This is a genomic window from Pseudolysinimonas yzui (assembly GCF_014653215.1).
In the GTDB taxonomy this organism is placed as follows: domain Bacteria; phylum Actinomycetota; class Actinomycetes; order Actinomycetales; family Microbacteriaceae; genus Pseudolysinimonas_A; species Pseudolysinimonas_A yzui.
In genome coordinates this window covers 26,232-50,580 of the sequence record NZ_BNAI01000010.1, presented here as the reverse complement: position 1 = coordinate 50,580, position 24,349 = coordinate 26,232, and the positions used below count along the sequence as shown (strand labels likewise).

The following is a 24,349-nucleotide window of genomic DNA, read 5'->3' as shown; positions in this document are numbered from 1 at the left end:
CATGTCGTCTTCCCGGATGTTCGGCACCGTGCTGGTCGCCAACCGCGGCGAGATCGCCTGCCGCGTCATCGCGACGCTGCGGCGCCTCGGCATCCGCTCGGCCGCCGTCTACAGCGACGCCGACGCGGGCGCGAAGCATGTCGCGCTCGCCGACGTCGCCGTGCGTATCGGCCCGGCACCCGCGTCGGAGAGTTACCTCTCGATCGCCGCGATTCTGGATGCCGCCACCCAGGTGGGTGCGGACGCCATCCACCCGGGCTACGGGTTCCTGTCGGAGAACTCCGAGTTCGCCCGGGCCTGCGCCGCGCGGGGGATCGTCTTCATCGGGCCGCCGCCGAGCGCGATCGAGGCGATGGGCGACAAGATCGCCGCGAAGGCCCTCGTCGCGGGCCGCGGCGTGCCGGTCGTGCCCGGTAGCTCGGGGGCTGGACTCGACGACGCCGCCCTCACGGCGGCGGCCACCGAGGTGGGCTACCCGCTGCTCATCAAGCCGTCGGCCGGGGGCGGCGGCAAGGGGATGCAGGTCGTCGCCACCCCGGGGGAGTTGCCCGCCGCCCTCGTCTCGGCGCGCCGCATCGCGACCGCCTCGTTCGGCGACGACACCCTGCTGCTGGAGCGACTCATCGCCGCGCCGCGCCACATCGAGGTGCAGGTGCTCGCCGACCGGCACGGCGCCGTCGTGCACCTCGGCGAGCGCGAGTGCTCGCTGCAACGCCGGCACCAGAAGGTGATCGAAGAGGCCCCGTCGCCGCTGCTCGACGACGCGACCCGCGCCCGCATCGGCGAGGCGGCGTGCGAGGTCGCCCGCAGCGTCGCGTATGAAGGCGCCGGCACCGTCGAATTCCTCATCTCCGACGCCGACCCCGGCACGTTCTTCTTCATCGAGATGAACACCCGGCTGCAGGTCGAGCACCCGGTGACCGAAGCGGTGACCGGACTCGACCTCGTCGAGCAGCAGCTGCGCATCGCTGCGGGGGAGCCGCTCGCGTTCGCCCAAGCGGATGTCGTGGTCACCGGGCACGCGATCGAGGCGCGGGTGTACGCCGAGTCGCCGGCGCGCGGCTTCCTGCCGGCGACGGGCACCGTGCTCGGCCTCGTCGAGCCGACCGGCCCGGGACAACGCGTCGACAGCTCGCTCGTGCCCGGCCTCGTCGTCTCGGGCGACTACGACCCGATGCTCGCCAAGGCGATCGGGTACGGGGCCGACCGCACCGAAGCGCTCGCCCGACTCGACGGCCTCCTGCGCGGATTCGCGGTGCTCGGGGTCGAGACCAACATCGACTACCTGCGCGGCCTGCTCGCCGACCCCGCGGTGCAGGCCGGGCGACTCGACACCGGCCTCATCGACCGGCTCGGTGTTCCCGCGCCCCCCGAACCGACGGAAGCCGACCTCGCCGCCGCCGCGCTCGCGGTACATCGCGACCGGCCCGCGCTCCCCGGCCCGTGGGGCCTGCGCGACGGCTGGCGCGTCGGAGGGGTCTCGCGACCCGCCCGCTACGGGATCGAGGTGGGCGCTGACATCCGCGAGGTCGCCGTCGACCCGGCCCCGGCATCCACAGCTCTCGTCGCCGTGCAGCGCGTCAGGGGCGGTCACGTCGTGTGGCTGCACCGCGACGGTCGCACGCTCGAACTGCCCGTGCCCGACCGTGCCGAACGCCTCGCGCGCACCCTCGCCGCGCTCGACCGGTCGACCGGCCCGGCCGCCCCCGAACTGCGGGCCGCCATGCCCGGCACCGTCGTGTCGGTCACCGGGGAAGACGGGGCCCGCGTCGACGCGGGCGACCCCGTGCTCTCGATCGAGGCGATGAAGATGGAGCACGCCCTTCTCGCCCCCCACTCCGGCACGCTGCGCCTGCGCGTGCGCACCGGAGACCTCGTGCGCCGTGACCAGATTGTCGCGATCGTCGACCTCGATGTCGACCTCGCGACCGAGCACCCCGAGACCGATCAGCAGGAGAAGAGCGCATGAACTACGAACTCACGCCCGAACAGCAGAAGCTGCAGGACACCGTCCGCGCCTTCGCCGACGAGGTCGTCGCGCCCGCGGCGTACCAGTACGACACCGAGCGGCGCCTGCCGCTCGACATCATCGCCCAGATGGGCGACCTCGGACTGTTCGGGCTGCCCTTCCCGGTCGACATCGGCGGACAGGGCAAGGACTACCTCTCGCTCTGCCTCGCCGTCGAGGCGCTCGCCCGCGTCGACCAGAGCATCGCCGTGACCCTCGAGGCCGGTGTCGGGCTCGGCATCCAGCCGATCTACCGCCATGGCACCGACGAGCAGAAGCAGCGCTGGCTGCCCGACCTGCTCCGCGGGCGGGCGCTCGCCGGCTTCGGGCTCACCGAGGCCGAGGCGGGGTCGGATGCCGGGGCCACCCAGACGACCGCGGTGCGTGACGGAGATGACTGGGTCATCAACGGCACCAAGCAGTTCATCACCAACTCCGGCACCGCGATCACGAGCGTCGTCACCGTCACCGCCGTGACGGGCCAGAACGGCGACGGCGCGCCCGAACTCTCGACGATCCTCGTGCCGACGGGCACCCCCGGGTTCACCGTCGGGGAGAGCTACGACAAGGTCGGCTGGCACACCTCCGACACGCATCCGCTCGGTTTCGTCGACGTGCGCGTGCCGCAGTCGAACCTGCTCGGTGAGCAGGGGCGCGGCTACGCGAACTTCCTGCGGGTGCTCGACGAGGGCCGCATCGCGTTCGCCGCCCTCGCCACCGGCGCCGCACAGGGCTGCTTCGAGGAGGCCCTGCGCTACGCGAAGGAGCGCAACGTCTTCGGGCGAAGCATCGGCTCGAACCAGCACATTGCGTTCAAGCTCGCGACGATGCAGGCCCGCGTGCACCAGGCCCGGCTCTGCTACTACGACGCCGCGCAGAAGCTCGTGCACGGCAAGCCGTTCAAGATGGAGGCGTCGATCGCGAAGATGGTGTGCGGCGAGGCGGCGATGGACAACGCCCGCGACGCGACCCAGATCTTCGGCGGATACGGGTTCCTCAACGAGAACCCGGTCGCGCGGCACTACCGCGACTCGAAGGTGCTCGAGATCGGCGAAGGCACCACCGAGGTGCAGCTCATGGTGATCTCGCGCGAACTGGGCCTGACCGCCTAGGTTGACCCTCATGCGCGAGATCGAGCAGCGGGGCCTCTACTTCGAGGAGTTCGAGGTGGGCGTGCGCTACCTGCACCGCCCGGGACGCACCGTCACCGAGGCCGACAACGTCCTGTTCACGACGCTCACCATGAACACCCAGGGCCTTCACCTCGACGCGCACTGGGCGGCGCAGCAACCGTTCGGCGAGCGCCTGGTCAACTCGATGTTCACCCTCTCGACGATCGTCGGGGCGTCGGTCACCCAGCTCACGCTGGGCACCATCGTGGCGAACCTCGGGTTCAGCGAAGTGCAGTTCCCGGCGCCGCTCCGGCTCGGCGACACGCTCTACTCCGAGACGACGGTGCTCGACACGCGGCTGTCGGAATCGCGACCCGGGCAGGGCATCGTGACGCTGGAACACCTCGGGCGGCGGCAGGACGACGAGATCGTCGCCCGTGCGGTGCGCAGCACCCTGGTCTGGACGCTCGACGGGCGCCCCTCCCCATGAGCTCGGGCGTGAGCTTCGACCTCGGGCCGGCGCTGCTGTTCTGCCCCGCCGATCGCCCCGACCGGTTCGCGAAGGCGCTCGACCGGGCGGATGGCGTCATCCTCGACCTCGAAGACGCCGTCGCACCCGCGAACAAGCCGGCCGCACGGGCGGCCCTCGCCGAGCATCCGCTCGACCCTGCGCGCGTCGTCGTGCGGGTCAACCCGCCGTCGACCCCCGACTTCGCGGCTGACCTCGCGGCGCTCGCCGCGACCCCGTACCGCCGCATCATGGTCGCGAAGGCCGACGCGGCCCTTCCCGCGGTGCCCGGGTTCGAGGTCATCGCGTTGTGCGAGACCGCCGCGGGGGTGCTCGACGCCCGCGACCTCGCCGCACGGCCCGAGGTCATCGCCCTGATGTGGGGCGCCGAAGACCTGGTCGCATCGCTCGGCGGCACGTCGAGCCGCGTGCGCGCCGGCGGCTACCGGGATGTCGCACGCCACGCCCGCACGAGCGTTCTGCTCGCCGCGGGGGCGGCCGGCGTCGCCGCGATCGACGCGGTGCATCTCGCGATCGACGACCTCGACGGGCTGCGCGAGGAAGCCGAGGATGCCGTCGCCAGCGGGTTCGCGGCGACCGCCTGCATCCACCCGTCGCACGTCGCCGTCATCCGCGACGCCTACCGGCCCACCCCCGACGAGGTCGCCGCCGCCCGCCGCCTGCTTTCTGCCGCCACCACCGGGGGTGCGGTGTTCCAGCACGAGGGCCGCATGGTCGACGGCCCCGTGCTGCGCCACGCCGAATCCGTCCTGCGCCGCGCCGCCCCCCGCTAGTCGTCGGACTCGACGTCGCCCAACCCGGAGATGTCGGACTGGACGGTCGCCCCGCCCCGGTGGTGCACCGTGCCGCTGCCGGAGATCGTCACGTCGAGGGTGTCGGTGACGTGCAGGTCGACCTCCCCGGATCCGCTGATCGTCACCGTGGCGTCGCGCACCTCGAGGGCGTCGGCGTCGACGTCGCCCGAGCCGTCGATCTCGACGCCGAAATCGTTCGCGTCGCCCGCGAGTTCGACGTCACCGGATCCGACGATCCGCAGTTCCACCGCCTCGGCGTCGACACCCGTGACCGTGACGTCACCCGACCCGCTGATCCCGATCGACAGCTCGTCGCCGGAGACCGTCGAGTCGACGTCGCCCGACCCGTTGATCTCGATCGAGTCGAGGCTGGGCACGGTGAGCTCGTAGCGGATCTCGGCGAAGCCGAACGGCATGATGCCGGGGCGCCGCCCCAGCACGAGCACGCCGTCATGCACCTCAGCGGTCAGGAGCTCGAGGACCCCCGCGGGCGCGTGAATCGTGAGCGACGGGTCGCCCTCGGTGATCGTGAGATCCCCGCTGGTGTCGAGCACGACCGCGGACACCGCGTCGATCTCGGGAGTGGACGACGACATGGGTCCGACGCGGACGCACCCGGTCAGGGCGACGGCGACGAGAGCGGCGGCGGCGCCGAGGGCGAGGATTCGAGGCTTCATGCGCTTCACGCTAGCCAGCCGACTGCGGGGACCACCGTGGGGTGAACCCCCCGAAACGATTCGGGTCGACCGCTCGGCGAGGGCTCGACGATTGTCAGTCAATCCGCTATCTTGTCTAACAATGTCACTCCACCCCGCGACGATGCCGGACGCGATCTTCGAGACGCTCAAGGCGCGCATCATCGACCAGTCCGAGCCGCCCGGCTCCACGCTGACCGAGTCCGCCGTCGCCCTGCGGTTCGGCGTCGCCCGGCCCACCGCGAAACTCGCCCTCGAGCGGCTCGTCGCCGACGGGCTGCTGCGCCGCGAAGCGCACCGCGCCGCCCGCGTGCCCGAGCTCGGCCGCGCCGACATCGTCGACCTGTTCGCGACCCGTCGGCTCATCGAGGCCACCGCGATCGGCTCCCTCGCGAGCGGCGGCGCCATCCCGGCCGACGCCCTCGCCGCGCACCGGGACCTGCTCGGCATCGCCCGCACCGGCGGGGCCTTCGCCGCCGCCGACGCCACCTTCCACCGCGCCCTCGTCGCCGGGTCGCCGAGCCCGCGGCTCGCCCGCATGCACGCGAGCCTCATGGGCGAGATCGAGCTGTGCATCGGCCAGGTGCAGGCCCACCACCTGCTCGACGTGACCGATGTCGCGGCGCAGCACCAGGGCATCCTCGATGCCGTCACGGCCGGCGACCCCGCCACCGCCGCCGACCTCGCCCGTGCCCACATCGACGCCGCCGGATCCGCCCTGCTCGCGCACTACGACTCGACCCACTAGGAAGCCCATGCCTCACGATCCCCAGAAGCAGAGCCGCCAGGTGCCCCGCCCGGCCCAGATCTTCGAACTGCTGAAGTTCAAGAAGCCCACCTGGAGCGCCACCGAGCGGCGCCTGCAGTCGGCGCTGACGATCCACGACCTCCGCCTGATCGCGAAGCGCCGCACCCCGAAGGCCGCGTTCGACTACACCGACGGCGCCGCCGAGCAGGAGCTGTCGCTGACGCGCGCGCGTCAGGCGTTCGAAGACGTCGAGTTCAGCCCCTCGATCCTGCGCCCCGCCGCCGATGTCGACACCTCGTCGACGATCCTCGGCGGGCCGTCGGCGCTGCCGTTCGCGATCGCGCCGACCGGATTCACCCGGCTCATGCACACCCAGGGCGAACTCGCCGGGGCATCCGCGGCGGGGGCGGCGGGCATCCCGTTCACGCTCTCGACCCTCGGCACGACGTCGATCGAGAACGTGAAAGCCGCGAACCCCGACGGGCGCAACTGGTTCCAGCTCTATGTGATGCGCAACCGGGAGATCTCCTACCGCCTGGTCGAACGCGCGGCAGCGGCCGGGTTCGACACCCTGCAGTTCACCGTCGACACCCCGGTCGCCGGGGCGCGGCTGCGCGACAAGCGCAACGGCTTCTCGATTCCGCCGGCGCTCACCGTCGGCACGATCCTCAACGCGATCCCGCGGCCCTGGTGGTGGTGGGACTTCCTGACCACCCCGAAGCTCGAGTTCGCGAGCCTCTCGACGACGGGCGGCACGGTCGGCGAGCTGCTCGACGCGGCGATGGATCCGACGATCTCCTACACCGACCTCGAGATCATCCGCTCCACGTGGCCGGGCAAGATCGTCGTCAAGGGCGTGCAGAACGTCGAGGATGCGCAGAAGCTCGCGAAGGTCGGGGTCGACGGCATCATCCTGTCCAATCACGGCGGGCGCCAGCTCGACCGGGCGCCGATCCCCTTCCACCTGCTGCCCGAGGTGGTGCGCGAGGTCGGCACAGACGTCGAGATCGGCGTCGACACCGGCATCATGAGCGGCGCCGACATCGTCGCCTCGATCGCCCTCGGCGCGAAGTTCACCATGATCGGCCGCGCCTACCTCTACGGCCTCATGGCCGGCGGGCGGCGCGGCGTCGACCGCACGATCGAGATCCTCAGCACCGAACTGGTGCGCACGATGAAACTGCTCGGCGTCTCCTCCCTCGAGGAACTGAGCCCGAAGCACGTCACCCAGCTCGAGCGGCTCACCCCGCGGGTGCGCTGACCCCGACCTCCCGCGGCGGCGCTGTGGCGGTAGCCGCCGCGGGATCCCTCCCTAGGCTGGAAGGGTGACGAACGACCATGTGATCGTGCTGCCCGGTGGCGGCTACACCCGCATCTCCGACAACGAGTCCGCCCCGATCGTCGCCTGGCTCGAAAGCCTCGGGATGTCGGCGAGCTACTTCGCCTACCCGGTGAACACCCGCCACCCGGCCGTGCTCGAGGCGGTGCGCGGGGAGATCCGTGCCCGACGGGATGCCGGGGCCGACCGGATCGCGTTGCTCGGCTTCTCGGCGGGCGGGCACGCCGCCGGGCACGCCGCCCTCGCCCCGGGCGCGTCGGCACGCGAACGGGTCGACCTCGTCATGCTCTGCTACCCGGTGGTGTCGATGATGCTGCCGACCCACCAGGTGTCACGGGAAACCCTGCTCGGTCGCGACGCCACCCCCGAGCAGCGGGTCGCGACGAGCCTCGACCTGCTCGTCACCCCCGACGCTCCGCCGTTCTTCGTCTGGCACACCGCGGAAGACGACGCCGTGCCCGTGCAGCACAGCTACCTGCTCGGGATGGCGCTCGCCGGCGCCGGGGTGCGCCACGCGCTGCACGTGTTCGCGCGTGGGGGGCACGGGCTCAACCTCGCCCGCGACGCCGGCGGCGCGCGCCAGTGGACCGACCTCTGCGCCGCCTGGCTGCGCGAGGAAGGCTGGTTGCCCTGAGGCGACCCGCGGCGGCCGGCTACCGCGACGAGCGGTAGTTCTCCCGCGCCTCCGCCGAGAACGGTGCCGGGGCGACGGTCGCGCGGATCTCGACCTGCCGGTGCGGTTCGACGGCGGGCTTGCGGGTGTTCGGGTTCTCGCCCCAGACGACGGCGACCCGCGTGCCGGGTTCCGCATACGCGAGTTCGATCGAGGCGAGCGAGGCGAAGGTCTGCTCGTTGACGATGTAGCCGCAGTCGTGCGAGATGCCCACCTGACGCCCGTCGGCGAGCACCTTGTCGACCTGGAAGAACCCGTACCTGGCCTTCGGCAGCGCGATGTACTTCGCCGGCAGACCGTCTTGAAAGAGCGACTTCATCGCGGCGGCGACATCCTCTTCGTCCCAGACGAGCGTGACCTTCGCGCGAGTGCCGGCCATCTTCTCCAGCGCCGCCTTGCCGATGAACGCGTGGTCGAAGTTCACGCTGCGCTCGTAGCCGAGATCCCACGGGGTGACGTAGTAGTCCTCGATGTCGGGGGAGTCGACCGACCCGGCGATCGAGCCGGCCCGCGCGGCGGGGAGCCACGCGCGGTAGGCATCCATCCCCTCGCCGCTGAAGATCGCCGGAACCGGCGACGGCACCCACGCCGACTCGAGGTTCGCCGACGAGTACGCCATCGACCCGACCTGGGTGATGCCGAGGCCCTCGCCCGCCGACAGGATCGCCGCGCGGATGTCGTCGCCTTCCGCCCACGGCCCGAACAGCTCGAAGCCGGGCTGCCCGGCCATGCCGTGACGCAGCGCCCGCACGGTGTGCCCGGCGATCGTGAAGGTCGTCATGTGGAAGAACTTGGTCGCCGGCACCTCACCGCCGATCAGCCGCTCGAGGATCGCCAGTGCGTTCGGCCCCTGCAGTTCGTAGCGGTAGAGCTTCGGCGGGCCCTGTCGCACGATCGAGTTGCCGTCGAGTTCGAGCTCGACGTCGTAGCCGCCGGTCTCGGCGTTGAACCGCACCCAGTCGATCGCGAACGGGTGGCCGACGAGGTCGAACGAGTTCTCGGCGAGATGGAAGAGGATGGCGTCGCCGATCACGAAGCCCTCGTGGTTGACGGCGATGAACTGCTTGGCGTTGTCGACGGCGAACCGCGCGAACGAGTTCACGGCGAGGTCCTGCAGCAGGCGCAGCGCGTCGGGCCCGGTGATGAACAGATCGGTCATGTGGTGCGACTGGTCGAGCAGCGCGCAGCCGGTGCGCCAGGACTGCTGCTCGCTGCGCCAGTTGCTGAACTCCGGGGCCACCGGGAACACGGTGGGGCGCGACGGGGCGTTGCGCAGGTACTCGACGGGGCTGCCGGCGTCGGCGATCGCGTCGGCGAGAGAGAGGGACGGCGTTGTCATGCGCGTCACCCTACGAAGCCCGCGCGGCATCCGTGAGCGGGTTTCCAGCATGTGGAAACTACGCGCCGGCGACCACCGTGTTGCGCAGCGACCCGATGCCCTCGATCGACGTCACGACGATCTGCCCCGCGGCGAGGTAGCGCGCGGGAGTGCGGGCATGCCCGACGCCGCCGGGAGTGCCGGTCGCGACGACGTCGCCCGGGTCGAGCGGGAAGATCTGCGAGATGTACGCCACGATCTCCGCCGGGCCGAACACGAGGTCGTCGATGCGACCGTCCTGCATCAGCTCCCCGTCGACCGTCGTCGTGATGCGCGCGGATGCCGGAACCTCGTCGACCGTCGCGAGCACCGGGCCGACCGGGGTCGAGTTCTCGAAACTCTTGCCCTGCAGCCACTGGAGCGTGCGGTTCTGCCAGTCGCGCATGCTCACGTCGTTGAGCACCGTGTAGCCCGCGATGGCCGCCGCCGCCGTGGCCTCGTCCGCTCGACGCACCCGGGTGCCGATGACGACGGCGAGTTCGCCCTCCCAGTCGACCATCTCGGCCGCGTGCGGGGGCAGCACGATCGCGTCGCCGGCCCCGATGAGCGACTCCGGGTACTTCGTGAACAGCGTGGGGAAGTCCGGCTCCTCACGACCCATCTCGCGGATGTGCTCGCGGTAGTTGACGCCGACGCAGACGATCTTGCGCGGCTCGAGCACGACGGGAGCCCAGGCGTCGTCGGGGATGTCGCCCACCGGCAGGAAGCGCCCGGCGGCCCCCTCGGCGATCGCCCGCCAGTCGGGGTCGGCGAGCAGCGCCCCGACGTCGGCGAACCCCGCGATCTCGACCGCTCCCTCGTCGTCGAGGCGGATCGCGACGGTGTCGCCGTCGCGGCGGAGGGTGGCCAGTTTCACGGCAGGGGTCCCAACAGGTTGGTGGCGACGGTGGCGTGCACCGACTCGGTGTCGGACGGGTGGTAGATACCGGCGAGCACGTCGCGCTGCAGCCGGGCGAGTTCGCTCGACGACCGGTAGCCGCCACCGCCCGCGACCCGCATCGCCTGGTCGACGACCCGGCGTGCGGTCTCGGTGGCCCGGTGCTTCGCGCCGGTGAGCCGGCGGAACCAGTCACCGCCGTGGTCGACGAGGCCGTCGACATCCGCCGCCAGCGTCTCGAGATCGGGGGCCAACGCGTCGAGGGCGAGCGCGGCATCCGCGAGGCGCCAGCGGATGTCGGGGTCGCTCGCGGAGGTCAGCCCGGTTTTCAGCGAGGTGCGGGCGTGAGCCGCCTCGACGCCGAGTTCGAGCGCGCGGTCGGCGATGCCGGCGTAGACCGACCCGATGAGCAGCAGGAAGTTCGCGAAGATCGCGAACACGAACGGGTCGGCGTTCGGGCCGACGGGAAGGAACCGGCTGATGCGCTCCGTCGACACGACCGCGTGGTCGAGGCGCGTCGTGTTGCTCGCGGTCGCCCGCATCCCGAGGGTGTCCCAGTCGTCGAGGGTGGTGACCCCGTCGGCGTCGCGCGTGAGGAAGCCGTGCACGAGGCGCGGACCGTCGGGTCCGTCGGCCTGCTTGCCGAACACGCCCAGGCGGGTCCAGGCGGGGGCGAGGGAGGTGAAGATCTTGGTGCCCGTGAACGCGAAACCCCCCTCGACGGTTTCCGCTCGGGTCAGCGAATCCCACAGCACGAGATCGTTGCCGGGCTCGCTGTTGCCGAACGCGAACAGCTCGCCCGCCTCGGCATCCCGCAGCACCCAGTCGAGGCTCGAGTCCCCACGTTCGTGCAGCACGCGCGCGACGCCGACCCAGACGAGGTGCATGTTGATGCCGAGTGCCGTCGCGGGGGCGTGCGCCGCGAGCAGCCGCTGGTCGCGGGCGGTGTCGAGCAACGACCGCGGCGCCATGTACCCGGCCGCGCGCAGTTCGTCGAGATCCTCTGCGAAGAACGCGTTCTCGCGGTCGTACCCCGGCGCGCGCTCGCGGATGCGAGCGAGCAGGTCGGGCGTCAGCGGGGACACTGCTTCAGGCTATCTGCCCGACTTCGTGCCTTCCCGCGAAGGAATAGCCACGAAGTCGGGCAAATGGCTACTTCTTGAGGTCGCGCAGCACGGCGTCGAGAGCGTCGACGGCGAGGTCGAGATCTTCGACCGAGACGACGAGCGGCGGGGCGAAGCGGATGGTGGAGCCGTGGGTGTCCTTCGCGAGGATGCCGCGGGCCATCAGCCGCTCGCACACCTCGCGCCCGGTGCCGAGGCGCGGGTCGATGTCGACGCCCGCCCACAGGCCGACCCCCCGTACCGCCGAGACGCCGCGCCCGATGAGGCTTCGCAGCCGGGACTGCAGGTGGGCGCCGAGGTCGCGGGCCCGTTGCTGGTACTCCCCGGTCTCGAGCAGCTCGACGACGGCGAGCCCGACGGCGGCCGCGAGCGGGTTGCCGCCGAAGGTCGACCCGTGCTCGCCCGGGCGCAGCACCCCGAGGACGTCGGCGTTGCCGACGACGGCGCTCACCGGCACGATCCCGCCGCCGAGAGCTTTGCCGAGCAGGTACAGGTCAGGCACGACGCCGTCGTTGTCGCACTGGAAGGTCGCCCCGGTGCGCCCCAGGCCCGACTGGATCTCGTCGGCGATGAACAGCACGTTGCGCTCGGCCGTCATGCGGCGCACATCGGCGAGGTACCCGGGTCGCGGCACGATGACGCCCGCCTCGCCCTGGATCGGTTCGAGCAGCACCGCGACGGTGTCGTCGTCGATCGCCGCCTCGAGCGCACCGGCGTCGCCGTACGGCACGCTCACGAAGCCCGGGGTGAACGGTCCGAACCCGTTGCGGGCCTCCGGGTCGGACGAGAAGCCGACGATGGTGGTCGTGCGCCCGTGGAAGTTGCCGTCGGCGACGATGATCTTCGCCCGCCCGTCGGCGACGCCCTTCACGCGGTAGCCCCAGGCGCGCGCCACCTTGATCGCCGACTCCACCGCTTCGGCGCCGGTGTTCATCGGCAGCACCATGTCCTTCTTCGCCAACCGCGCGAGCGCCTCCAGGAAGGGCCCGAGCCGGTCGTTGTGGAAGGCGCGACTGGTGAGGGTCACCCGGTCGAGCTGGTCGCGCGCGGCGGCGAGGAGCACCGGATGCCCGTGCCCGAAGTTCACCGCGGAGTACGCGGCGAGGCAGTCGAGGTAGCGGTTGCCCTCGGGGTCGGTGATCCAGGCGCCGGCTGCCGACGCGGCGACGACCGGGAGAGGGTGGTAGTTGTGCGCACCGTACCGCTCGACCAGGTCGATCGCGGCCTCGGAGGAGATCCCCGTCGTGGTGCTCATCGGCGCAGGCCCTACCGTCTCAGTTCCAGCGTGCAGCACTTCACGCCGCCGCCGCCGAGCAGCAGCTCGGAGAGGTCGACGCCGATCGGGTTGTACCCGCGCTCGCGCAGCGACGCCTCGAATCCGACGGCGCGCGAGGCGATGACGACGTTGCGGCCGTCGCTGAAACTGTTGAGCCCGAGCACCGCGGCGTCCTCGTCGTTCACCGTCACGGCATCCGGATAGAGGTCGCGGATGATCTCGAGCGAGGGCTCGTCGAACGCCTTCGGCAGGTAGGCGATGTTGGTGGCGTCGAGCACCGCGATGGCGGTGTCGAGGTGATAGAACGCCGGGTCGATCAGCTTGAGCGTGACGACCTCACGTCCATAGATGCGGCGGAGTTCGTCGTGCGAGGCGGCGTCGCTGCGGAATCCGGTGCCGGCGAGGATGCGCTCCCCGACCAGCAGGAAGTCGCCTTCGCCCTCGTTGACGCTCACCGGTTCGACGACCTGGAATCCGTGCGACCGGAACCAGTCCATGTACGCCGGCCCTTCGGCGGCGCGCTCGTCGTACTGGAAGCGCGCTCCGTAGGCGATCCCGTCGAGGGTGAACCCGCCGTTCGCCGCGTAGACCATGTCGGGCAGCCCGGGCAGCGGATCGATCAGTTCGACGTCGAAGCCGAGATCGAGGTAGATGCGGTAGAGGTCATCCCACTGCTGCACCGCGAGCGAGGTGTCGGTGGGGTCTTCGGGATGCATCCACGGGTTGATGCGGTAGCTCACCGTGAAATGCTCCGGGCGGCACATGAGCACCGTCTTGTGCTCGGCGACCCGTTCGACGGGCGCGGAAGTAACGGCCACCTGCTGCATAGAGCCAGCATCGCACGCACGCATCCGGAGTTTCCGGGCGCAGTACGCACTTCTCACGCGAATCCGGGGGTGCCCACGCAACGATCCGGCGTACCCTCGAGGGGTGGACAACCTGGACTACGGGATCATCGACCTGTTACGGCAGAACGCCCGCGCCGGCTACGGCGACATCGGCATGCGCATCGGCCTGTCGGCGTCGGCGGTGAAGCGGCGCGTCGACCGGCTCGTCGCCGACNCACCGTGGCCCCCGAAGAGCTGCGCCGCATCCTCTCCGCGGTTCCCGAGGTGCAGGATGCGGCGACCGTCACCGGCGATGCCGACGCGATCGTGCACGTGCGCTCGCGCGACATCCCGAGCCTCGAAGACGCCCTGGAACGCATCCGCATCGCCCCCACCGTCGACCACACCCGCAGCGCGATCGTGCTCTCGCGCCTCGTGCACCGCTCGTACGACTGACCCCGCCTCGCCCTCGGTGGTCGAGTAGCGACCGCAGGTCGCGTGTCGAGACCGTTGCCGCGCCCGGTCTCGACACGCCGCTTCGCGGCTACTCGACCACCGAAGGAGGTAACGCTCAGACGACGAGGGCGCCGAACTCGCGGTCGGGGGTGCCGAAGCGGTGGGCGGTGATCGACACCGACTGCTCGCGCAGGAACGGCAGCAGTTCGATCCGACCCGCACCGGTCACCGGCCCCGCCCAGACGGCGACGTCGGGGGAGCCGCGGAGTGCGGTGGCGAGCGCGACTCGGTCGCCGCCGATCAGGCGGATGCGCGCGGGCAGCCCTTCGGCGGCACGCACGAGGAACGCGGCGTCGCTCTCGACCTTGACCCCGAGGATGCCGAGCGGCGAGCGGCCGAGCGGGGTGCCGTCGTCGACGAGCGGCAGCAGCGCGGCGGGCAACGGGGTCGAGGTGCTGACCAGCAGTTTCGCCCGCGCCCGGACTCCCGCGCACAGCAGACGGGCGAGGTCGGCCAGGTCACCGCCTTCGGCGAGTCGCAGCACGACTTCGGCCGGGCGGTAGCGCAGCACGTTGCGCTCGACTCCGAGCGCGGATGGGTCGTGGCTGCGGCCGAACTCGCGGGTCCAGCACTCCTGGTCGTCGAAGGCCGCGCGCCGCACGGTGTCGAAGCCGGCGAAGTCGAGAGCCGGCTGGAACGTCTCGATGACGGTGCGCACCCGATCGTCGAGCCCGTCGAGGGTGAGGTCGTCGCTCGGCTCGCCGGGCTCGGGCACCCATTCGCCCAGAACCAGCAGGGTGTTGGGTCCCCCGGCCTTGGCTCCCGCTCCGACCGACGAGCGCTTCCAGCCGCCGAACGGTTGCCGGCGCACGATCGCCCCGGTGATGGGCCGGTTGACGTAGAGGTTGCCCGCCTGCACCGCGTCGAGCCAGTCGGCGACCTCGTGCACGTCGAGCGAGTGGATGCCGGCGGTGAGCCCGTAGTCGGTGGCGTTCTGCAGCGCGATCGCCTCGGCGAGCGTCGTGGCCGTCATGAGACCGAGCACGGGGCCGAAGAACTCGGTTCGATGGAAGTCGCTTCCCGGCAGCACCCCGTCGCGCACGCCGGGCGTCCACAGTCGGTCGGTGGCGTCGAGCGAGCGGGGCTTGACGAGCCAGCTCTCGCCGTCGCCGAGCTGCGTCAGCCCGCGGGCGAGCTTGCCGGACGCCGGCTCCACGAGCGGGCCGATCTGCGTCGCCGGGTCGATCGGCGGGCCGACCGCGAGACTCGCCACGGCATCCGCGAGTTGCCTCCGGAACCGTTCGGAGGTGCCGACCGATCCGACCAGGATGGCCAGCGACGCGGCCGAGCACTTCTGCCCGGCGTTGCCGAAAGCGCTCTTCACGATGTCCGCGACGGCGAGGTCGAGGTCGGCGCTCGGCGTCACGATGATCGAGTTCTTGCCGCTCGTCTCGGCCAGCAGCGGAAGATCGGGGCGCCACGAGGCGAACAGGGCGGCGGTCTCGATCGAGCCGGTGAGCAGCACCCGGCCGACCTCGGGGGCGGTGATGAGCGCGCGTCCGGCATCGCCCTCGCCCGTGTCGACGAGTCCGAGCACCTCACGCGGGATCCCCGCCTCCCAGAGCGCCTCGGCGAGCACCGCTCCGCACCGGCCGGCCTGCGGCGCGGGCTTGAGCAGCACGGCACTGCCCGCGGCGAGCGCCGCCAGCACTCCCCCCGCGGGGATCGACACCGGGAAGTTCCACGGCGGGGTCACGACGGTGAGCGGCACGGGCCGGAAGACGGCCCCGCGGATGCCGGCGAGCTCCCGCGCCCGGTCGGCGTAGTAGTGGGCGAAGTCGACGGCTTCGCTGACCTCGACATCCGCTTCGGCGAGCGTCTTACCGGTCTCGGCGACCATGACCTCGATGAACCGGCTGCGGAACGCGGCGAGCACTTCGCCCGCGCGATCGAGGTAGTCGGCGCGCCGGCTGCCCGGGGTGCTGGCCCAGTCCGCTCCCGCCGCAGCCGCCTGGCGCACGCGCTCGCCGACCTGCCCGACGTCGGTGACCCGGGATGCGGCGAGGGTGTCGATCCCGAGCCGCGACGACTCGGCGCGGCCCAGCACGGCACGGGCCCACGCCCGGTTGCCGGGCGCCGCCGGATCGCTGTCGGGCTCGTTGGCGAAGACCTGGGGTGCCCGCGGCACCGGCGGGTGCGCTCGGTCCTGCACGCGATGCGCGACCGGCACCGGGGCGGCGAGCAGGTCGAGCGAGGCGGCGAAGCGTCCGGCCTCCCGGGCGAACACCTCCGGCTCGTCGAGGTCGAGGAGCGCCGGGAGGAAGTTCGCGGGGCTCGCGTTCTCTTCGAGGCGGCGCACCAGGTAGCTGATCGCGGCGTCGAACTCGGCGGGTGAGACGACCGGGGTGTAGAGCAGCACGCCGCCGGCGTCGGCTCGCACCGCGTCGGCGAGCGCCGGCGCCATCCCGAGCAGCATCTCGAACTCGACGCGCCGCGACACCCCGCGGGTTTCGGCGAGAAGGTGGGCGAAGGCGAGGTCGAAGAGGTTGTGGCCGGCGACCCCGACCCGCACGGCGTCGGTGTGCTCGACACGCAGTGCGTAGTCGAGCATCCGCTTGTAGTGCGCGTCGGTCTCGACCTTCTCGCCCCAGGTCGCGAGCGGCCAGCCGTGCACGGTGGCGTCGACCCGCTCCATGGCGAGGTTGGCTCCCTTGACGATGCGCACCTTGATGCCGGCCCCGCCTGCCGCGACCCGTTCGCGCGCCCAGGCCGTGAGCCGCTCGAGCGCCGGCAGCGCGTCGGGGAGGTAGGACTGCAGCACGATGCCGGCCTCGAGCCCGAGCAATTCGGGCCGCGCGAGCAGCCGCGTGAACACCGCGATCGTCAGGTCGAGGTCGCGGTACTCCTCCATGTCGAGGTTGATGAACTTCTGCCCCCGCGCCCGAGCGGCCTGCTGGTAGATCGGCACGAGCTTCTCGACGACGCGCTCGACGGCCTCGTCGAAGCCCCACGCGGGAAGCTGGCTGGCGATCGACGACACCTTGACCGACACGTAGTCGACGTCGGGCCGGGCGAGCAGCTCCGTGATGCCGGACAATCGACGCTCGGCCTCGGCTTCGCCGAGCACCGCCTCGCCGAGCAGGTTGACGTTGAGCCGCACCCCCGGCTGCCTCAGCGCCGCGAAGGTGCGGGTGAGGCGCTTCGGGGTGGCGTCGACGACGAGGTGCCGCACGAGGTATCGGAACACCCAGCGGGCGATCGGGATGACCAGCCACGGCATGAGCACCCCGAACCCGCCGCCGGCGACCACGGCGATGCGTAGGTACCAGGGCAGGAACTGCGGCACGCGGCGGGAGAGCCGCTCGAGGTTGCGCGCGGCGACCCGGCGGTCTTCGGGCCGGATCACCCGGTCGACGAAGCCGAGCGTGAACTCGAGACCGCGCGGGTCTTTGAGCAACCCGGCGAGCCGTTCGGCTCCGGGGTCGACGGGCGCGTCGGCACTCGCATCCAGCCACCGCTGTACCTGTTGCTCGACGGTATCGAATGTCGGGAGATCGCTCGGGCGCAGATCCGGCATGACTCCGAGGATAAGCCGCCGGGTGTCGCGGCCAGCGATCAACCGGGCGACACCCAGCCGGCGTTCAGGCTGCGGCGAGTGCCGCCTTGGTCGAGCGCACCCCGCGGAGGGCCGTCGACCAGGCCACGAGCTGGTCGAGCTGCACCCCGAGGTGCTGGGCGTGCTGGGGTCCGGGGGTGAAGGTCGTGAAGTTCTCGAAGTCGTGGATGAGCGACAGGCCGACGCTCTGTCGCACGTCGGCGATCTGCAGTTCGCCGAGGATGAGCCGCAGCGCTTCGGCGGCCCGCAGACCCGAGGCGGCGGCGCCGTAGCTGACGATGCCGGCAGCCTTGTCGTTCCATTCGGCGTAGAGGTAGTCGAGGGCGTTCTTGAGCACGCCGGAGGGCGCCCGGTTGTACTCGGGCGTGACGAAGACGAAGCCGTCGAAGTCGTCGATCGTGTCGGACCACTTCTTGGTGTGCTCGAACTCGTAGCGGCCCATCGACGGCGGCATCGGCTCGTCGAGGTGCGGCAGCGCGAAGTCGGCCAGGTCGAGCAACTCGTACGCGGCGTCGCCGCGGGCGGTGGCCTGCTCGAGCACCCACCGGGCTACGGGTTCGCCTCGACGGCCCGGTCGGGTGCTGCCGAGGATGATCGCGATACGGACCTGAGACACGGTGAGGTTCCCTTCTTCGGGGACGCCACCATCGACGTCCCGCCGTTGGTTGACTCATCAACGATACCTCGGAAAGTAGATGTGTCAACTAACGCGGACGAGTAGCATCGACGCATGTCGACCGTCTCCGAAGTTCCGCACGCCGACTGGGACCTTTGGCGCACGATGCGCGCGATGAACGAACAGCTCAGCCGCGAACTCGACCGACAGCTGCAGCGTGACGCCGGGATCTCCCAAGCCGACTACAGCATCCTCGTCACCCTCTTCGACGCGCCCGACCGCCGGATGCGCACCGGCGAGCTCGGTGAATTGCTCGCCTGGGAGAAGAGCCGCGTCTCACACCAGGTCGCCCGCATGGAGGCCCGCGGGCTGGTCGAGCGCGTCGTGTGCGAGAGCGACGGTCGCGGCACCTGGGTGACGCTCGCGACCGACGGCAAGCGCGCTCTGCTCGGTGCGATGCGCGAGCACGCGGCCGCGATCCGCGAGCTGTTCTTCGACGAGCTCCGCGACGACGAGAAGCAGCTGATGCTCGGCGGGATGAGGCGGGTGCTCGACAAGCTGAACGCGGCCTGCGAAGCCGAGGCGGCCGACGCCGCACCCGGCGCCGCGTGACCCGCTCGGTCGACGTCGCGATCGTCGGCGGCGGGCACAACGCGCTCACCGCCGCCGCCTATCTGGCCTCGGCCGGCAAGAGCGTCGTCGTGCTCGAGCGGCTCCCGGCGTTCGGCGGTGCCGCCGTGTCGGCCGAGGCGTTCCCGGGCGTCTCGGCACGGCTCTCCCGCTATTCCTACCTGGTGAGCCTGCTGCCGCCGCGCATCATCCGCGATCTCGGGCTCGACATCCGGCTCGCCCGCCGCCGCTACTCGTCCTACACCCCGCTGCCGGGCAGCGACACCGGGCTGCTCGTCGACACCGGCGACCCCGCGGGCACGGCGGCGTCCTTCCGCGCGATCGGGGCCGGGGCGGATGCCGCCGCCTGGGGCGGGTTCTCTGACGCGACCTCGCGGCTGGCGCGGGCGCTCTTCCCCACCGTCACCGAGCCGTTGCCGACGCGGTCGGAGGCGCGGCGCCTGCTCGATGACGACGCCACCTGGGATGCCTTCATCGAGCGGCCCGTCGGACGCGCGATCGAGGCGGCGTTCACCCACGACCTCGTGCGGGGGGTCGTCGCCACCGACGCGCTGATCGGCACCTTCGCACCGCCGATCGACCCCGACCTGCACGGCAACCGCTGCTTCCTGTACCACGTCATCGGCGGCGGCACGGGCGACTGGGATGTTCCGGTCGGCGGCATGGGGGCGGTGAGCGGGGAACTCTGGCGCGCGGCGGTCGAGGCGGGTGCCGAGCTGGTGTCGGATGCCGAGGTGACCGCGCTCACCCCCGACGGCGAGGTCAGCTACCGCCACGGCGACGACGAGCACCGGCTCGCAGCCCGCACCGTGCTCTCCGGAGTGGCGCCGTTCGAGCTGGCGCGCCTGCTCGGCGAGACGGCACCCCGCCCCGAGGGCGCGCAGGTGAAGGTGAACCTGCTGCTGAAGCGGCTCCCGCGCCTGCGTGACGCCGGGGTGGATCCGGCAGCCGCGTTCGGCGGCACCTTCCACGCGAACGAAGGCTGGGACCGGCTCGGCGCGTCGTATGCCGAAGCGGTCGCGGGGCGCGTGCCCGACCCGATGCCGTGCGAGATCTACTGTCACTCGCTCACCGACCCCAGCATCCTCTCCCCCGAGCTGCGGGCACCGGGAGCCCACACGCTCACCGTCTTCGCCCTGCAGACCCCCGACCGGCTCGTCGACGCGGGCAGCAACGACGCCCGCCGCGCCGAGTTCGAGGCCGCCGTGCTGCGCTCCCTCGACGCCGTACTCGGCGAGCCGCTCGCCGACCTCGTGCTCAACGACGGCGACGGCCGCCCGTGCATCGAGACGAAGACGACGCTCGACCTCGAGCACGCGCTACGGATGCCGGGGGGCAACATCTTCCACGGCCCGCTCGACTGGCCGTTCGCCGAGGATGACGCGCCCCTCGACACCCCTGCCCGACGCTGGGGCGTCGCGACGCCGCACGACCGCATCCTGTTCTGCGGGTCGGGCGCCCAGCGCGGCGGAGCCGTGAGCGGCATCGGCGGCCACAACGCCGCGATGGCCGTGCTGGAGAGTGCCTAGCTCGGCGGTCGAGTAGCGCCGAAGGCGCGTGTCGAGACCACCGACGAGGTCACCAGTCGGAGGGCGCGGGCTGACGCGTGGACGGCAGCGAGACCTCCGCCGACCAGGCGCTGAGCCACTCCGGAGCCGGGAGGTCGGCCGTCACGACGCCGACCACCTCCCCGACCTCCTCGATCGGCGCGACGCCGCCGGCATCCCGCAGGAACCGCCCCTGCACGAAGGCGCGGGCGTAGATCTCCTCATTCGCGACGACGCGCTGCTCGATGTAGACGGCCCGGTGGTCGTAGCCGATGATGCGCGAGCGGATCTGGAATCGCTGCCCGAGTTCGAGCGACTTGCGGTAGGCGATCGACTGCGCCGTCACCACGGGGTAGATCTTCGCGCCGCGCAGCTTCCGCCAGACGCCCGAGCGCAGCATGAGGTCGAGTCGCGCGTGGTCGAGCAACGACAGGTAGACGCCGTTGTTCATGTGCCGCAACTCGTCGAGGTCGGTCAGCCACACCCGGTCGTGCACGATCGACACGTCGTGCGGGCCGAGCCGCTCCCGGCGCCGGGCGGCGAAGCTGATGCGGAACATCCGGGTGAAACGCCTGATCGGATCCATGCGGGCAGCTAACCCGCGAACGGCCGGCCGGCGAAAACCGGATGTCGACCCCGCACAGTCGCACCACCCGATCAGCGCCGACGGTTGTCGACGATCGTCAGGCGCGGCCCGTGCCGCTCGTAGCCGATGCCCGCCGCCTCGATGAGGCGCACCACCCGCTGCCGGTGACCGCGCCAGGGCTCGAGCAGCTCCCGCATCCCGTCGTCGTCGACCCGAGCCCCGGTGAGCGCCCAGCCGACCCGCTTGGCGACGTGGAAGTCGCCGAAGCTCACCGCGTCGGGGTCGCCGTGCGACCGCTGCACGGTCTCGGCGGCGGTCCACACCCCGATGCCCGGGATGGTGCGCAGGCGGCGGGATGCCTCGGCCGCATCCAGCGTCGCCGTGCGTTCCAGCGCATCCCCCACCGCGACGGCGCGCATGACGGTGTCGGAGCGCTGCGGCCCGACCCCCGCCGTGTGCCACTCCCACGAGGGCACCAGCTTCCACACGGCGGATGACGGGGCGACCCGCATTCCGGCCGGTGCCGGGCCGGGGGCGGGCTCGCCGTGCCGCAGCACGAGGGTGCGCCAGGCGCGCTTCTGCTCCAGACCGGTGACCTTCTGCCCGAGCACCGTCGGCACGAGGAACGGCATCACCCGTGACGCGCGGGTGAGTCGCATTCCGGCGAACCGGTGGTGCAGTTCGGCGACCACCGGATGCCGGGTCGCGTCGAAGCCGGTCAGGTCGTCGCGCGCGCCCAGCAGATCGGGGACCCCGGCGATCGCGTGCTCGGCGCCGGCACCCCACGCGGTCGCCTCCACCGCCCCGCCGACCTCACGCAGGCGGAGCGTCGCGGTGCCGCCCGGAGTCGCCAGCGCGAGCCACCACTCGCCGGAGTCACGTCGGCAGGTCGGGTCGGACGCCCCCTGCCGCAGGGGTGCGAGCACGAGCCCGAGCGACACCCGCTCGGCGGGGGCGTAGCGGGCGCTCAGCATTTCGGGGATGCTAGCGCGCACGGGCGACCTCGCGGGTGCGGGGGCGCGATCCGGCGCCGAGGAGGAACCCATGACGCTCGCCGAGAGTCTGGAACAGCTGCGTCTCGCGGTGTACCGCGGGTTCGCCGCGACGGGTCGGCCGCCGTCGGTGCCGGCCCTTGCCGCCACCGTGGGCCAGACCGAGGGCGCCGTCATCGAGGGGCTGGAGCAGCTGGCCGAGGCGCATCACCTCGTGCTGCGCGACGGCGTGATCGTGCTCGCGCATCCGTTCGCGTCGACCAACTTCGGCTTCTCGGTCATGGGCGAACGCACGCTCTATTGGGGCGGCTGCGCCTGGGATGCCTTCGCGATCCCGCACCTCGTCGACGCCGAGCCGTCGGCGCTGGTCGCCACCCGATGCCCCGGCTGCGACCGGCCGCACGCGTGGGTCGTCGACCGCTCGGCGCCGCCGGCCGGCGATCAGGTCGTGCACTTCCCGACGGAGGCCGAGCACGTCTGGGACGACGTGGTGCTCACCTGCAGCCGGCAGCGCATCTTCTGCGACCGCGGCTGCGTCGAACGCTGGAGTGCCGCGACGGGGGTTCCGGTCGGGTCGGTGTTCGGCCTCGCGACCCTGTGGCGACTGGCGAGCCGCTGGTACGCGGGTCGCCTCGACTCGCCCTATGAGCGGCGCGACCCCGCGACGGCGGTCGCCTTCTTCGCGGAGGTCGGGCTGCCCCACGAGTTCTACGCCTCGCTCACGCCGGGCTAGCGCACAGCGAGCGAGACGAGTCCACCCGCGATCCAGGCGGCCAGCACGACGGTCGCGAGGAACGCGAGGATGCCGACCACGAGCCCGAGGATCGCGGCCCGGCTGACCCGGCCGGAGCGGCGGGAGCGGATGATCGCGACGATGCTCACCGCGATGCCGGCGGGCCAGAGCACGGCCGCGAGCGCCAGCCCGACGACGCCGAGCGCTCGGTCGGAGTCGGCGACGACGAGGGTGCTGGTCACGGCAGAACTCTACGCCCGCCAAGCGGAAGAGCCGGAGCGGCCCGTGGGCGCGCTCCGGCTCGTCACCGATTCCCGAAGGGATCAGTAGGTGGTGTAGACCGCACCCGAGCCGATCAGGGCCGCAGCCGCGATGCCGTAGATGATGGCGATGATGACGCCCAGGATCAGGAAGATGATGCTCAGGATCAGGCCGATCTTGGCGGGCGTGTTCTCGACACCGGCCGCCTTCGACTGGTTCTTCGCGATGATGCTGACGATGAGACCGGCGAGCGGGAACACGAAGGCCAGAACGAGACCGACGATGCCGAGGGTCTTGCCGTCGGCGACGGGCGCGGGACCGGGGGCCGGGGCGGGAGCAGGGGTGGTCATGGGTGAATCTCCTTGAGATCTACTGGGCACGACGATCGTCGTACCGTCGCCGACTCTAGCGACTTCCGGGGACGGAAGGCGAGCACTTCTCCACGGCGAGCCGCGCCGCGTAATACGGGCAGAATGGCGGGATGAGTGTCGGAATTTTGACCAGCGGCGGCGACTGCCCCGGACTGAACGCCGTGATCCGAGCTGCCGTCTTCACAGGCAGCAAGCTGCACGATCTGGACTTCGTCGGCTACCGCTGGGGCTGGAAGGGGCTCGTCGAGAACGACGTCGTGCCCCTGGGTCGCCCGCAGGTGATGGGCATCTCGAAGCAGGGCGGCACGATCCTGGGCTCCTCGCGCACCAACCCGTTCGACTTCGGCGGGGCCGAACGGGTCGCCGAGGTCATGGCCGAGGGCGGCGTCGACTCCCTCATCGCGATCGGGGGCGAGGGCACCCTCGCGGCGGCCCAGCGACTGGCGGATGCCGGCATCCGCATCGTCGGCGTGCCGAAGACGATCGACAACGACCTCTCGGCGACCGATTACACCTTCGGCTTCGACACCGCCGTGCAGATCGCGACCGAGGCGATGGACCGGCTGCGCACGACCGGCGACTCGCACGGCCGCTGCATGGTGGCCGAGGTGATGGGTCGCCACGTCGGCTGGATCGCCCTGCACTCCGGCATGGCCGCCGGCGCTCACGCGATCCTCATCCCCGAGCAGAAGACCAGCCTCGACCAGATCATCTCGTGGGTGGAGCACGCCCGCGACCGGGGCCGCGCCCCGCTGATCGCCGTCGCGGAGGGCTTCAAGCTCGACTCGATGGACGATGCGCACTCCGAGCGCGGCCTCGACGCGTTCGGGCGGCCGCGCCTCGGCGGCATCGGCGAACTCCTCGCCCCCCTCATCGAGGAGCGCACCGGAATCGAGACCCGGGCCACGACCCTGGGGCACATCCAGCGCGGCGGCACGCCGAGTGCATACGACCGGGTGCTCGCCACCCGGTTCGGGATGACGGCGATCGACATGGTGCTGCGCAAGCGCTGGGGCAAGATGGTCGCCCTGCGCGGCACGGACATGATCGAGGTGCCGTTCTCCGACGCGCTCGGGCAGCTCAAGACCGTTCCCCAGGAGCGCTACGACGAGGCCCGGGTGCTGTTCGGCTGAAAGCTCGGATGACGAACCGACCCCTGGC

24 protein-coding genes and 1 pseudogene are annotated in these 24,349 nt (G+C 71.6%); 13 read left to right on the top strand and 12 right to left on the bottom strand.

The features are described from left to right. Position 1: 1 nt before the first annotated feature. The 4 genes from IE173_RS14360 to IE173_RS14345 are packed head-to-tail and all read left to right on the top strand — an operon-like array spanning position 2 to position 4,422. Positions 2-1,969 carry an ATP-binding protein gene (locus tag IE173_RS14360; RefSeq protein ID WP_229842129.1) on the top strand — a complete coding sequence of 656 codons (1,968 nt, stop codon included), beginning with the start codon at positions 2-4 and terminating at the stop codon, positions 1,967-1,969. Next, positions 1,966-3,120, top strand: coding sequence for an acyl-CoA dehydrogenase family protein (locus IE173_RS14355; RefSeq protein ID WP_191284211.1), 1,155 nt, complete (start codon positions 1,966-1,968; stop codon positions 3,118-3,120). The genes IE173_RS14360 and IE173_RS14355 overlap by 4 nt, the downstream gene beginning before the upstream one ends. Before the next feature lie 10 nt (positions 3,121-3,130). After that, the gene (locus IE173_RS14350) at positions 3,131-3,610 is read left to right on the top strand and encodes a MaoC family dehydratase (protein WP_191284210.1); all 480 of its coding nucleotides are present in this window, start codon (positions 3,131-3,133) and stop codon (positions 3,608-3,610) included. Next, positions 3,607-4,422 carry an HpcH/HpaI aldolase/citrate lyase family protein gene (locus IE173_RS14345; protein ID WP_191284209.1) on the top strand — a complete coding sequence of 272 codons (816 nt, stop codon included), beginning with the start codon at positions 3,607-3,609 and terminating at the stop codon, positions 4,420-4,422. Before IE173_RS14350 ends, IE173_RS14345 begins: the two co-directional genes overlap by 4 nt. On the opposite strand, the gene IE173_RS14340 is transcribed toward IE173_RS14345, so the two are convergent. Beyond that, on the bottom strand, positions 4,419-5,120 hold the full coding sequence (locus tag IE173_RS14340) for a head GIN domain-containing protein (RefSeq protein ID WP_191284208.1): 702 nt from the start codon (positions 5,118-5,120) through the stop codon (positions 4,419-4,421). The genes IE173_RS14345 and IE173_RS14340 overlap by 4 nt on opposite strands. 121 nt (positions 5,121-5,241) lie before the next feature. Between IE173_RS14340 and IE173_RS14335 the strand changes: the two genes are divergently transcribed. From IE173_RS14335 to IE173_RS14325, 3 genes are all read left to right on the top strand, one after another. Beyond that, complete coding sequence (locus tag IE173_RS14335) at positions 5,242-5,886, top strand: GntR family transcriptional regulator (RefSeq protein WP_191284207.1); 645 nt, start codon at positions 5,242-5,244, stop codon at positions 5,884-5,886. A 7-nt stretch (positions 5,887-5,893) separates the two neighbouring features. Further along, a complete protein-coding gene (locus IE173_RS14330; RefSeq protein WP_191284206.1) occupies positions 5,894-7,147 on the top strand; it encodes an alpha-hydroxy acid oxidase in 1,254 nt (417 codons plus the stop codon). A gap of 64 nt (positions 7,148-7,211) precedes the next feature. Continuing rightward, on the top strand, positions 7,212-7,859 hold the full coding sequence (locus IE173_RS14325; protein ID WP_229842127.1) for an alpha/beta hydrolase: 648 nt from the start codon (positions 7,212-7,214) through the stop codon (positions 7,857-7,859). Positions 7,860-7,878: 19 nt separating this feature from the next. Here the strand turns inward: IE173_RS14325 and IE173_RS14320 are convergent, their stop codons facing one another. The 5 genes from IE173_RS14320 to ddaH form a co-directional block, all read right to left on the bottom strand. Further along, positions 7,879-9,237: an aminomethyl transferase family protein gene (locus tag IE173_RS14320; RefSeq protein WP_191284205.1), complete on the bottom strand. Its 1,359-nt coding sequence runs from the start codon at positions 9,235-9,237 to the stop codon at positions 7,879-7,881. A 58-nt stretch (positions 9,238-9,295) separates the two neighbouring features. Next, positions 9,296-10,132: a fumarylacetoacetate hydrolase family protein gene (locus IE173_RS14315; RefSeq protein WP_191284204.1), complete on the bottom strand. Its 837-nt coding sequence runs from the start codon at positions 10,130-10,132 to the stop codon at positions 9,296-9,298. Beyond that, positions 10,129-11,238, bottom strand: a complete 1,110-nt coding sequence (locus IE173_RS14310; RefSeq protein ID WP_191284203.1) for an acyl-CoA dehydrogenase family protein — start codon at positions 11,236-11,238, stop codon at positions 10,129-10,131. The genes IE173_RS14315 and IE173_RS14310 overlap by 4 nt, the downstream gene beginning before the upstream one ends. A 67-nt stretch (positions 11,239-11,305) precedes the next feature. After that, entirely contained in the window at positions 11,306-12,532 is a 1,227-nt protein-coding gene (gene rocD, locus IE173_RS14305) for an ornithine--oxo-acid transaminase (protein WP_191284202.1), read from the bottom strand. A gap of 11 nt (positions 12,533-12,543) precedes the next feature. After that, positions 12,544-13,380 carry a dimethylargininase gene (gene ddaH / locus IE173_RS14300; RefSeq protein ID WP_191284201.1) on the bottom strand — a complete coding sequence of 279 codons (837 nt, stop codon included), beginning with the start codon at positions 13,378-13,380 and terminating at the stop codon, positions 12,544-12,546. Here ddaH and IE173_RS15560 point away from each other — a divergent pair. Together IE173_RS15560 and IE173_RS15555 are read left to right on the top strand one after the other, a co-directional pair. Beyond that, positions 13,316-13,552: pseudogene (locus IE173_RS15560) on the top strand (hypothetical protein); the annotation flags it as partial. The gene ddaH and the pseudogene IE173_RS15560 sit on opposite strands and share 65 nt — an antisense overlap. Before the next feature lie 68 nt (positions 13,553-13,620). Beyond that, a complete protein-coding gene (locus IE173_RS15555) occupies positions 13,621-13,836 on the top strand; it encodes an Lrp/AsnC ligand binding domain-containing protein (RefSeq protein ID WP_229842126.1) in 216 nt (71 codons plus the stop codon). Between the two features lie 115 nt (positions 13,837-13,951). Here the strand turns inward: IE173_RS15555 and IE173_RS14290 are convergent, their stop codons facing one another. Next, positions 13,952-17,413, bottom strand: coding sequence for a bifunctional proline dehydrogenase/L-glutamate gamma-semialdehyde dehydrogenase (locus IE173_RS14290; protein WP_191284200.1), 3,462 nt, complete (start codon positions 17,411-17,413; stop codon positions 13,952-13,954). A gap of 64 nt (positions 17,414-17,477) precedes the next feature. Then, a complete protein-coding gene (locus tag IE173_RS14285; RefSeq protein WP_191284199.1) occupies positions 17,478-18,068 on the bottom strand; it encodes an NADPH-dependent FMN reductase in 591 nt (196 codons plus the stop codon). Between the two features lie 114 nt (positions 18,069-18,182). On the opposite strand from IE173_RS14285, the gene IE173_RS14280 reads away from it, so the two are divergent. Both IE173_RS14280 and IE173_RS14275 read left to right on the top strand, forming a co-directional pair. Then, positions 18,183-18,680: a MarR family winged helix-turn-helix transcriptional regulator gene (locus IE173_RS14280; RefSeq protein WP_191284198.1), complete on the top strand. Its 498-nt coding sequence runs from the start codon at positions 18,183-18,185 to the stop codon at positions 18,678-18,680. Then, positions 18,677-20,227: a phytoene desaturase family protein gene (locus tag IE173_RS14275; RefSeq protein WP_191284197.1), complete on the top strand. Its 1,551-nt coding sequence runs from the start codon at positions 18,677-18,679 to the stop codon at positions 20,225-20,227. Before IE173_RS14280 ends, IE173_RS14275 begins: the two co-directional genes overlap by 4 nt. A gap of 49 nt (positions 20,228-20,276) precedes the next feature. On the opposite strand, the gene IE173_RS14270 is transcribed toward IE173_RS14275, so the two are convergent. Together IE173_RS14270 and IE173_RS14265 are read right to left on the bottom strand one after the other, a co-directional pair. Continuing rightward, complete coding sequence (locus IE173_RS14270) at positions 20,277-20,831, bottom strand: acyl-CoA thioesterase (protein ID WP_191284196.1); 555 nt, start codon at positions 20,829-20,831, stop codon at positions 20,277-20,279. 71 nt (positions 20,832-20,902) lie between these two features. Next, entirely contained in the window at positions 20,903-21,805 is a 903-nt protein-coding gene (locus IE173_RS14265; protein ID WP_191284195.1) for a DNA-3-methyladenine glycosylase family protein, read from the bottom strand. 7 nt (positions 21,806-21,812) lie between these two features. Between IE173_RS14265 and merB the strand changes: the two genes are divergently transcribed. After that, on the top strand, positions 21,813-22,556 hold the full coding sequence (gene merB, locus IE173_RS14260; protein WP_229842125.1) for an organomercurial lyase: 744 nt from the start codon (positions 21,813-21,815) through the stop codon (positions 22,554-22,556). Here the strand turns inward: merB and IE173_RS14255 are convergent. Together IE173_RS14255 and IE173_RS14250 are read right to left on the bottom strand one after the other, a co-directional pair. Next, positions 22,553-22,798 (bottom strand): hypothetical protein, encoded by a 246-nt coding sequence (locus IE173_RS14255; protein ID WP_191284194.1) that lies wholly within the window; start codon positions 22,796-22,798, stop codon positions 22,553-22,555. The genes merB and IE173_RS14255 overlap by 4 nt on opposite strands. 81 nt (positions 22,799-22,879) lie before the next feature. After that, complete coding sequence (locus tag IE173_RS14250; RefSeq protein ID WP_191284193.1) at positions 22,880-23,167, bottom strand: hypothetical protein; 288 nt, start codon at positions 23,165-23,167, stop codon at positions 22,880-22,882. 131 nt (positions 23,168-23,298) lie between these two features. Between IE173_RS14250 and IE173_RS14245 the strand changes: the two genes are divergently transcribed. Further along, on the top strand, positions 23,299-24,321 hold the full coding sequence (locus tag IE173_RS14245; protein WP_191284192.1) for a 6-phosphofructokinase: 1,023 nt from the start codon (positions 23,299-23,301) through the stop codon (positions 24,319-24,321). Positions 24,322-24,349 lie beyond the last annotated feature (28 nt).

Bases quoted from the DNA above. Each gene is read 5' to 3' on its own strand.
- IE173_RS14360 (WP_229842129.1), top strand. From the start codon at position 2: ATGTCGTCTTCCCGGATGTTCGGCACCGTGCTGGTCGCCAACCGCGGC.
- IE173_RS14355 (WP_191284211.1), top strand. From the start codon at position 1,966: ATGAACTACGAACTCACGCCCGAACAGCAGAAGCTGCAGGACACCGTC.
- IE173_RS14350 (WP_191284210.1), top strand. From the start codon at position 3,131: ATGCGCGAGATCGAGCAGCGGGGCCTCTACTTCGAGGAGTTCGAGGTG.
- IE173_RS14345 (WP_191284209.1), top strand. From the start codon at position 3,607: ATGAGCTCGGGCGTGAGCTTCGACCTCGGGCCGGCGCTGCTGTTCTGC.
- IE173_RS14340 (WP_191284208.1), bottom strand. From the start codon at position 5,120: ATGAAGCCTCGAATCCTCGCCCTCGGCGCCGCCGCCGCTCTCGTCGCC.
- IE173_RS14335 (WP_191284207.1), top strand. From the start codon at position 5,242: ATGTCACTCCACCCCGCGACGATGCCGGACGCGATCTTCGAGACGCTC.
- IE173_RS14330 (WP_191284206.1), top strand. From the start codon at position 5,894: ATGCCTCACGATCCCCAGAAGCAGAGCCGCCAGGTGCCCCGCCCGGCC.
- IE173_RS14320 (WP_191284205.1), bottom strand. From the start codon at position 9,237: ATGACAACGCCGTCCCTCTCTCTCGCCGACGCGATCGCCGACGCCGGC.
- rocD (WP_191284202.1), bottom strand. From the start codon at position 12,532: ATGAGCACCACGACGGGGATCTCCTCCGAGGCCGCGATCGACCTGGTC.
- ddaH (WP_191284201.1), bottom strand. From the start codon at position 13,380: ATGCAGCAGGTGGCCGTTACTTCCGCGCCCGTCGAACGGGTCGCCGAG.
- IE173_RS14290 (WP_191284200.1), bottom strand. From the start codon at position 17,413: ATGCCGGATCTGCGCCCGAGCGATCTCCCGACATTCGATACCGTCGAG.
- IE173_RS14280 (WP_191284198.1), top strand. From the start codon at position 18,183: ATGTCGACCGTCTCCGAAGTTCCGCACGCCGACTGGGACCTTTGGCGC.
- IE173_RS14270 (WP_191284196.1), bottom strand. From the start codon at position 20,831: ATGGATCCGATCAGGCGTTTCACCCGGATGTTCCGCATCAGCTTCGCC.
- IE173_RS14265 (WP_191284195.1), bottom strand. From the start codon at position 21,805: ATGCTGAGCGCCCGCTACGCCCCCGCCGAGCGGGTGTCGCTCGGGCTC.
- merB (WP_229842125.1), top strand. From the start codon at position 21,813: ATGCTAGCGCGCACGGGCGACCTCGCGGGTGCGGGGGCGCGATCCGGC.
- IE173_RS14250 (WP_191284193.1), bottom strand. From the start codon at position 23,167: ATGACCACCCCTGCTCCCGCCCCGGCCCCCGGTCCCGCGCCCGTCGCC.
- IE173_RS14245 (WP_191284192.1), top strand. From the start codon at position 23,299: ATGAGTGTCGGAATTTTGACCAGCGGCGGCGACTGCCCCGGACTGAAC.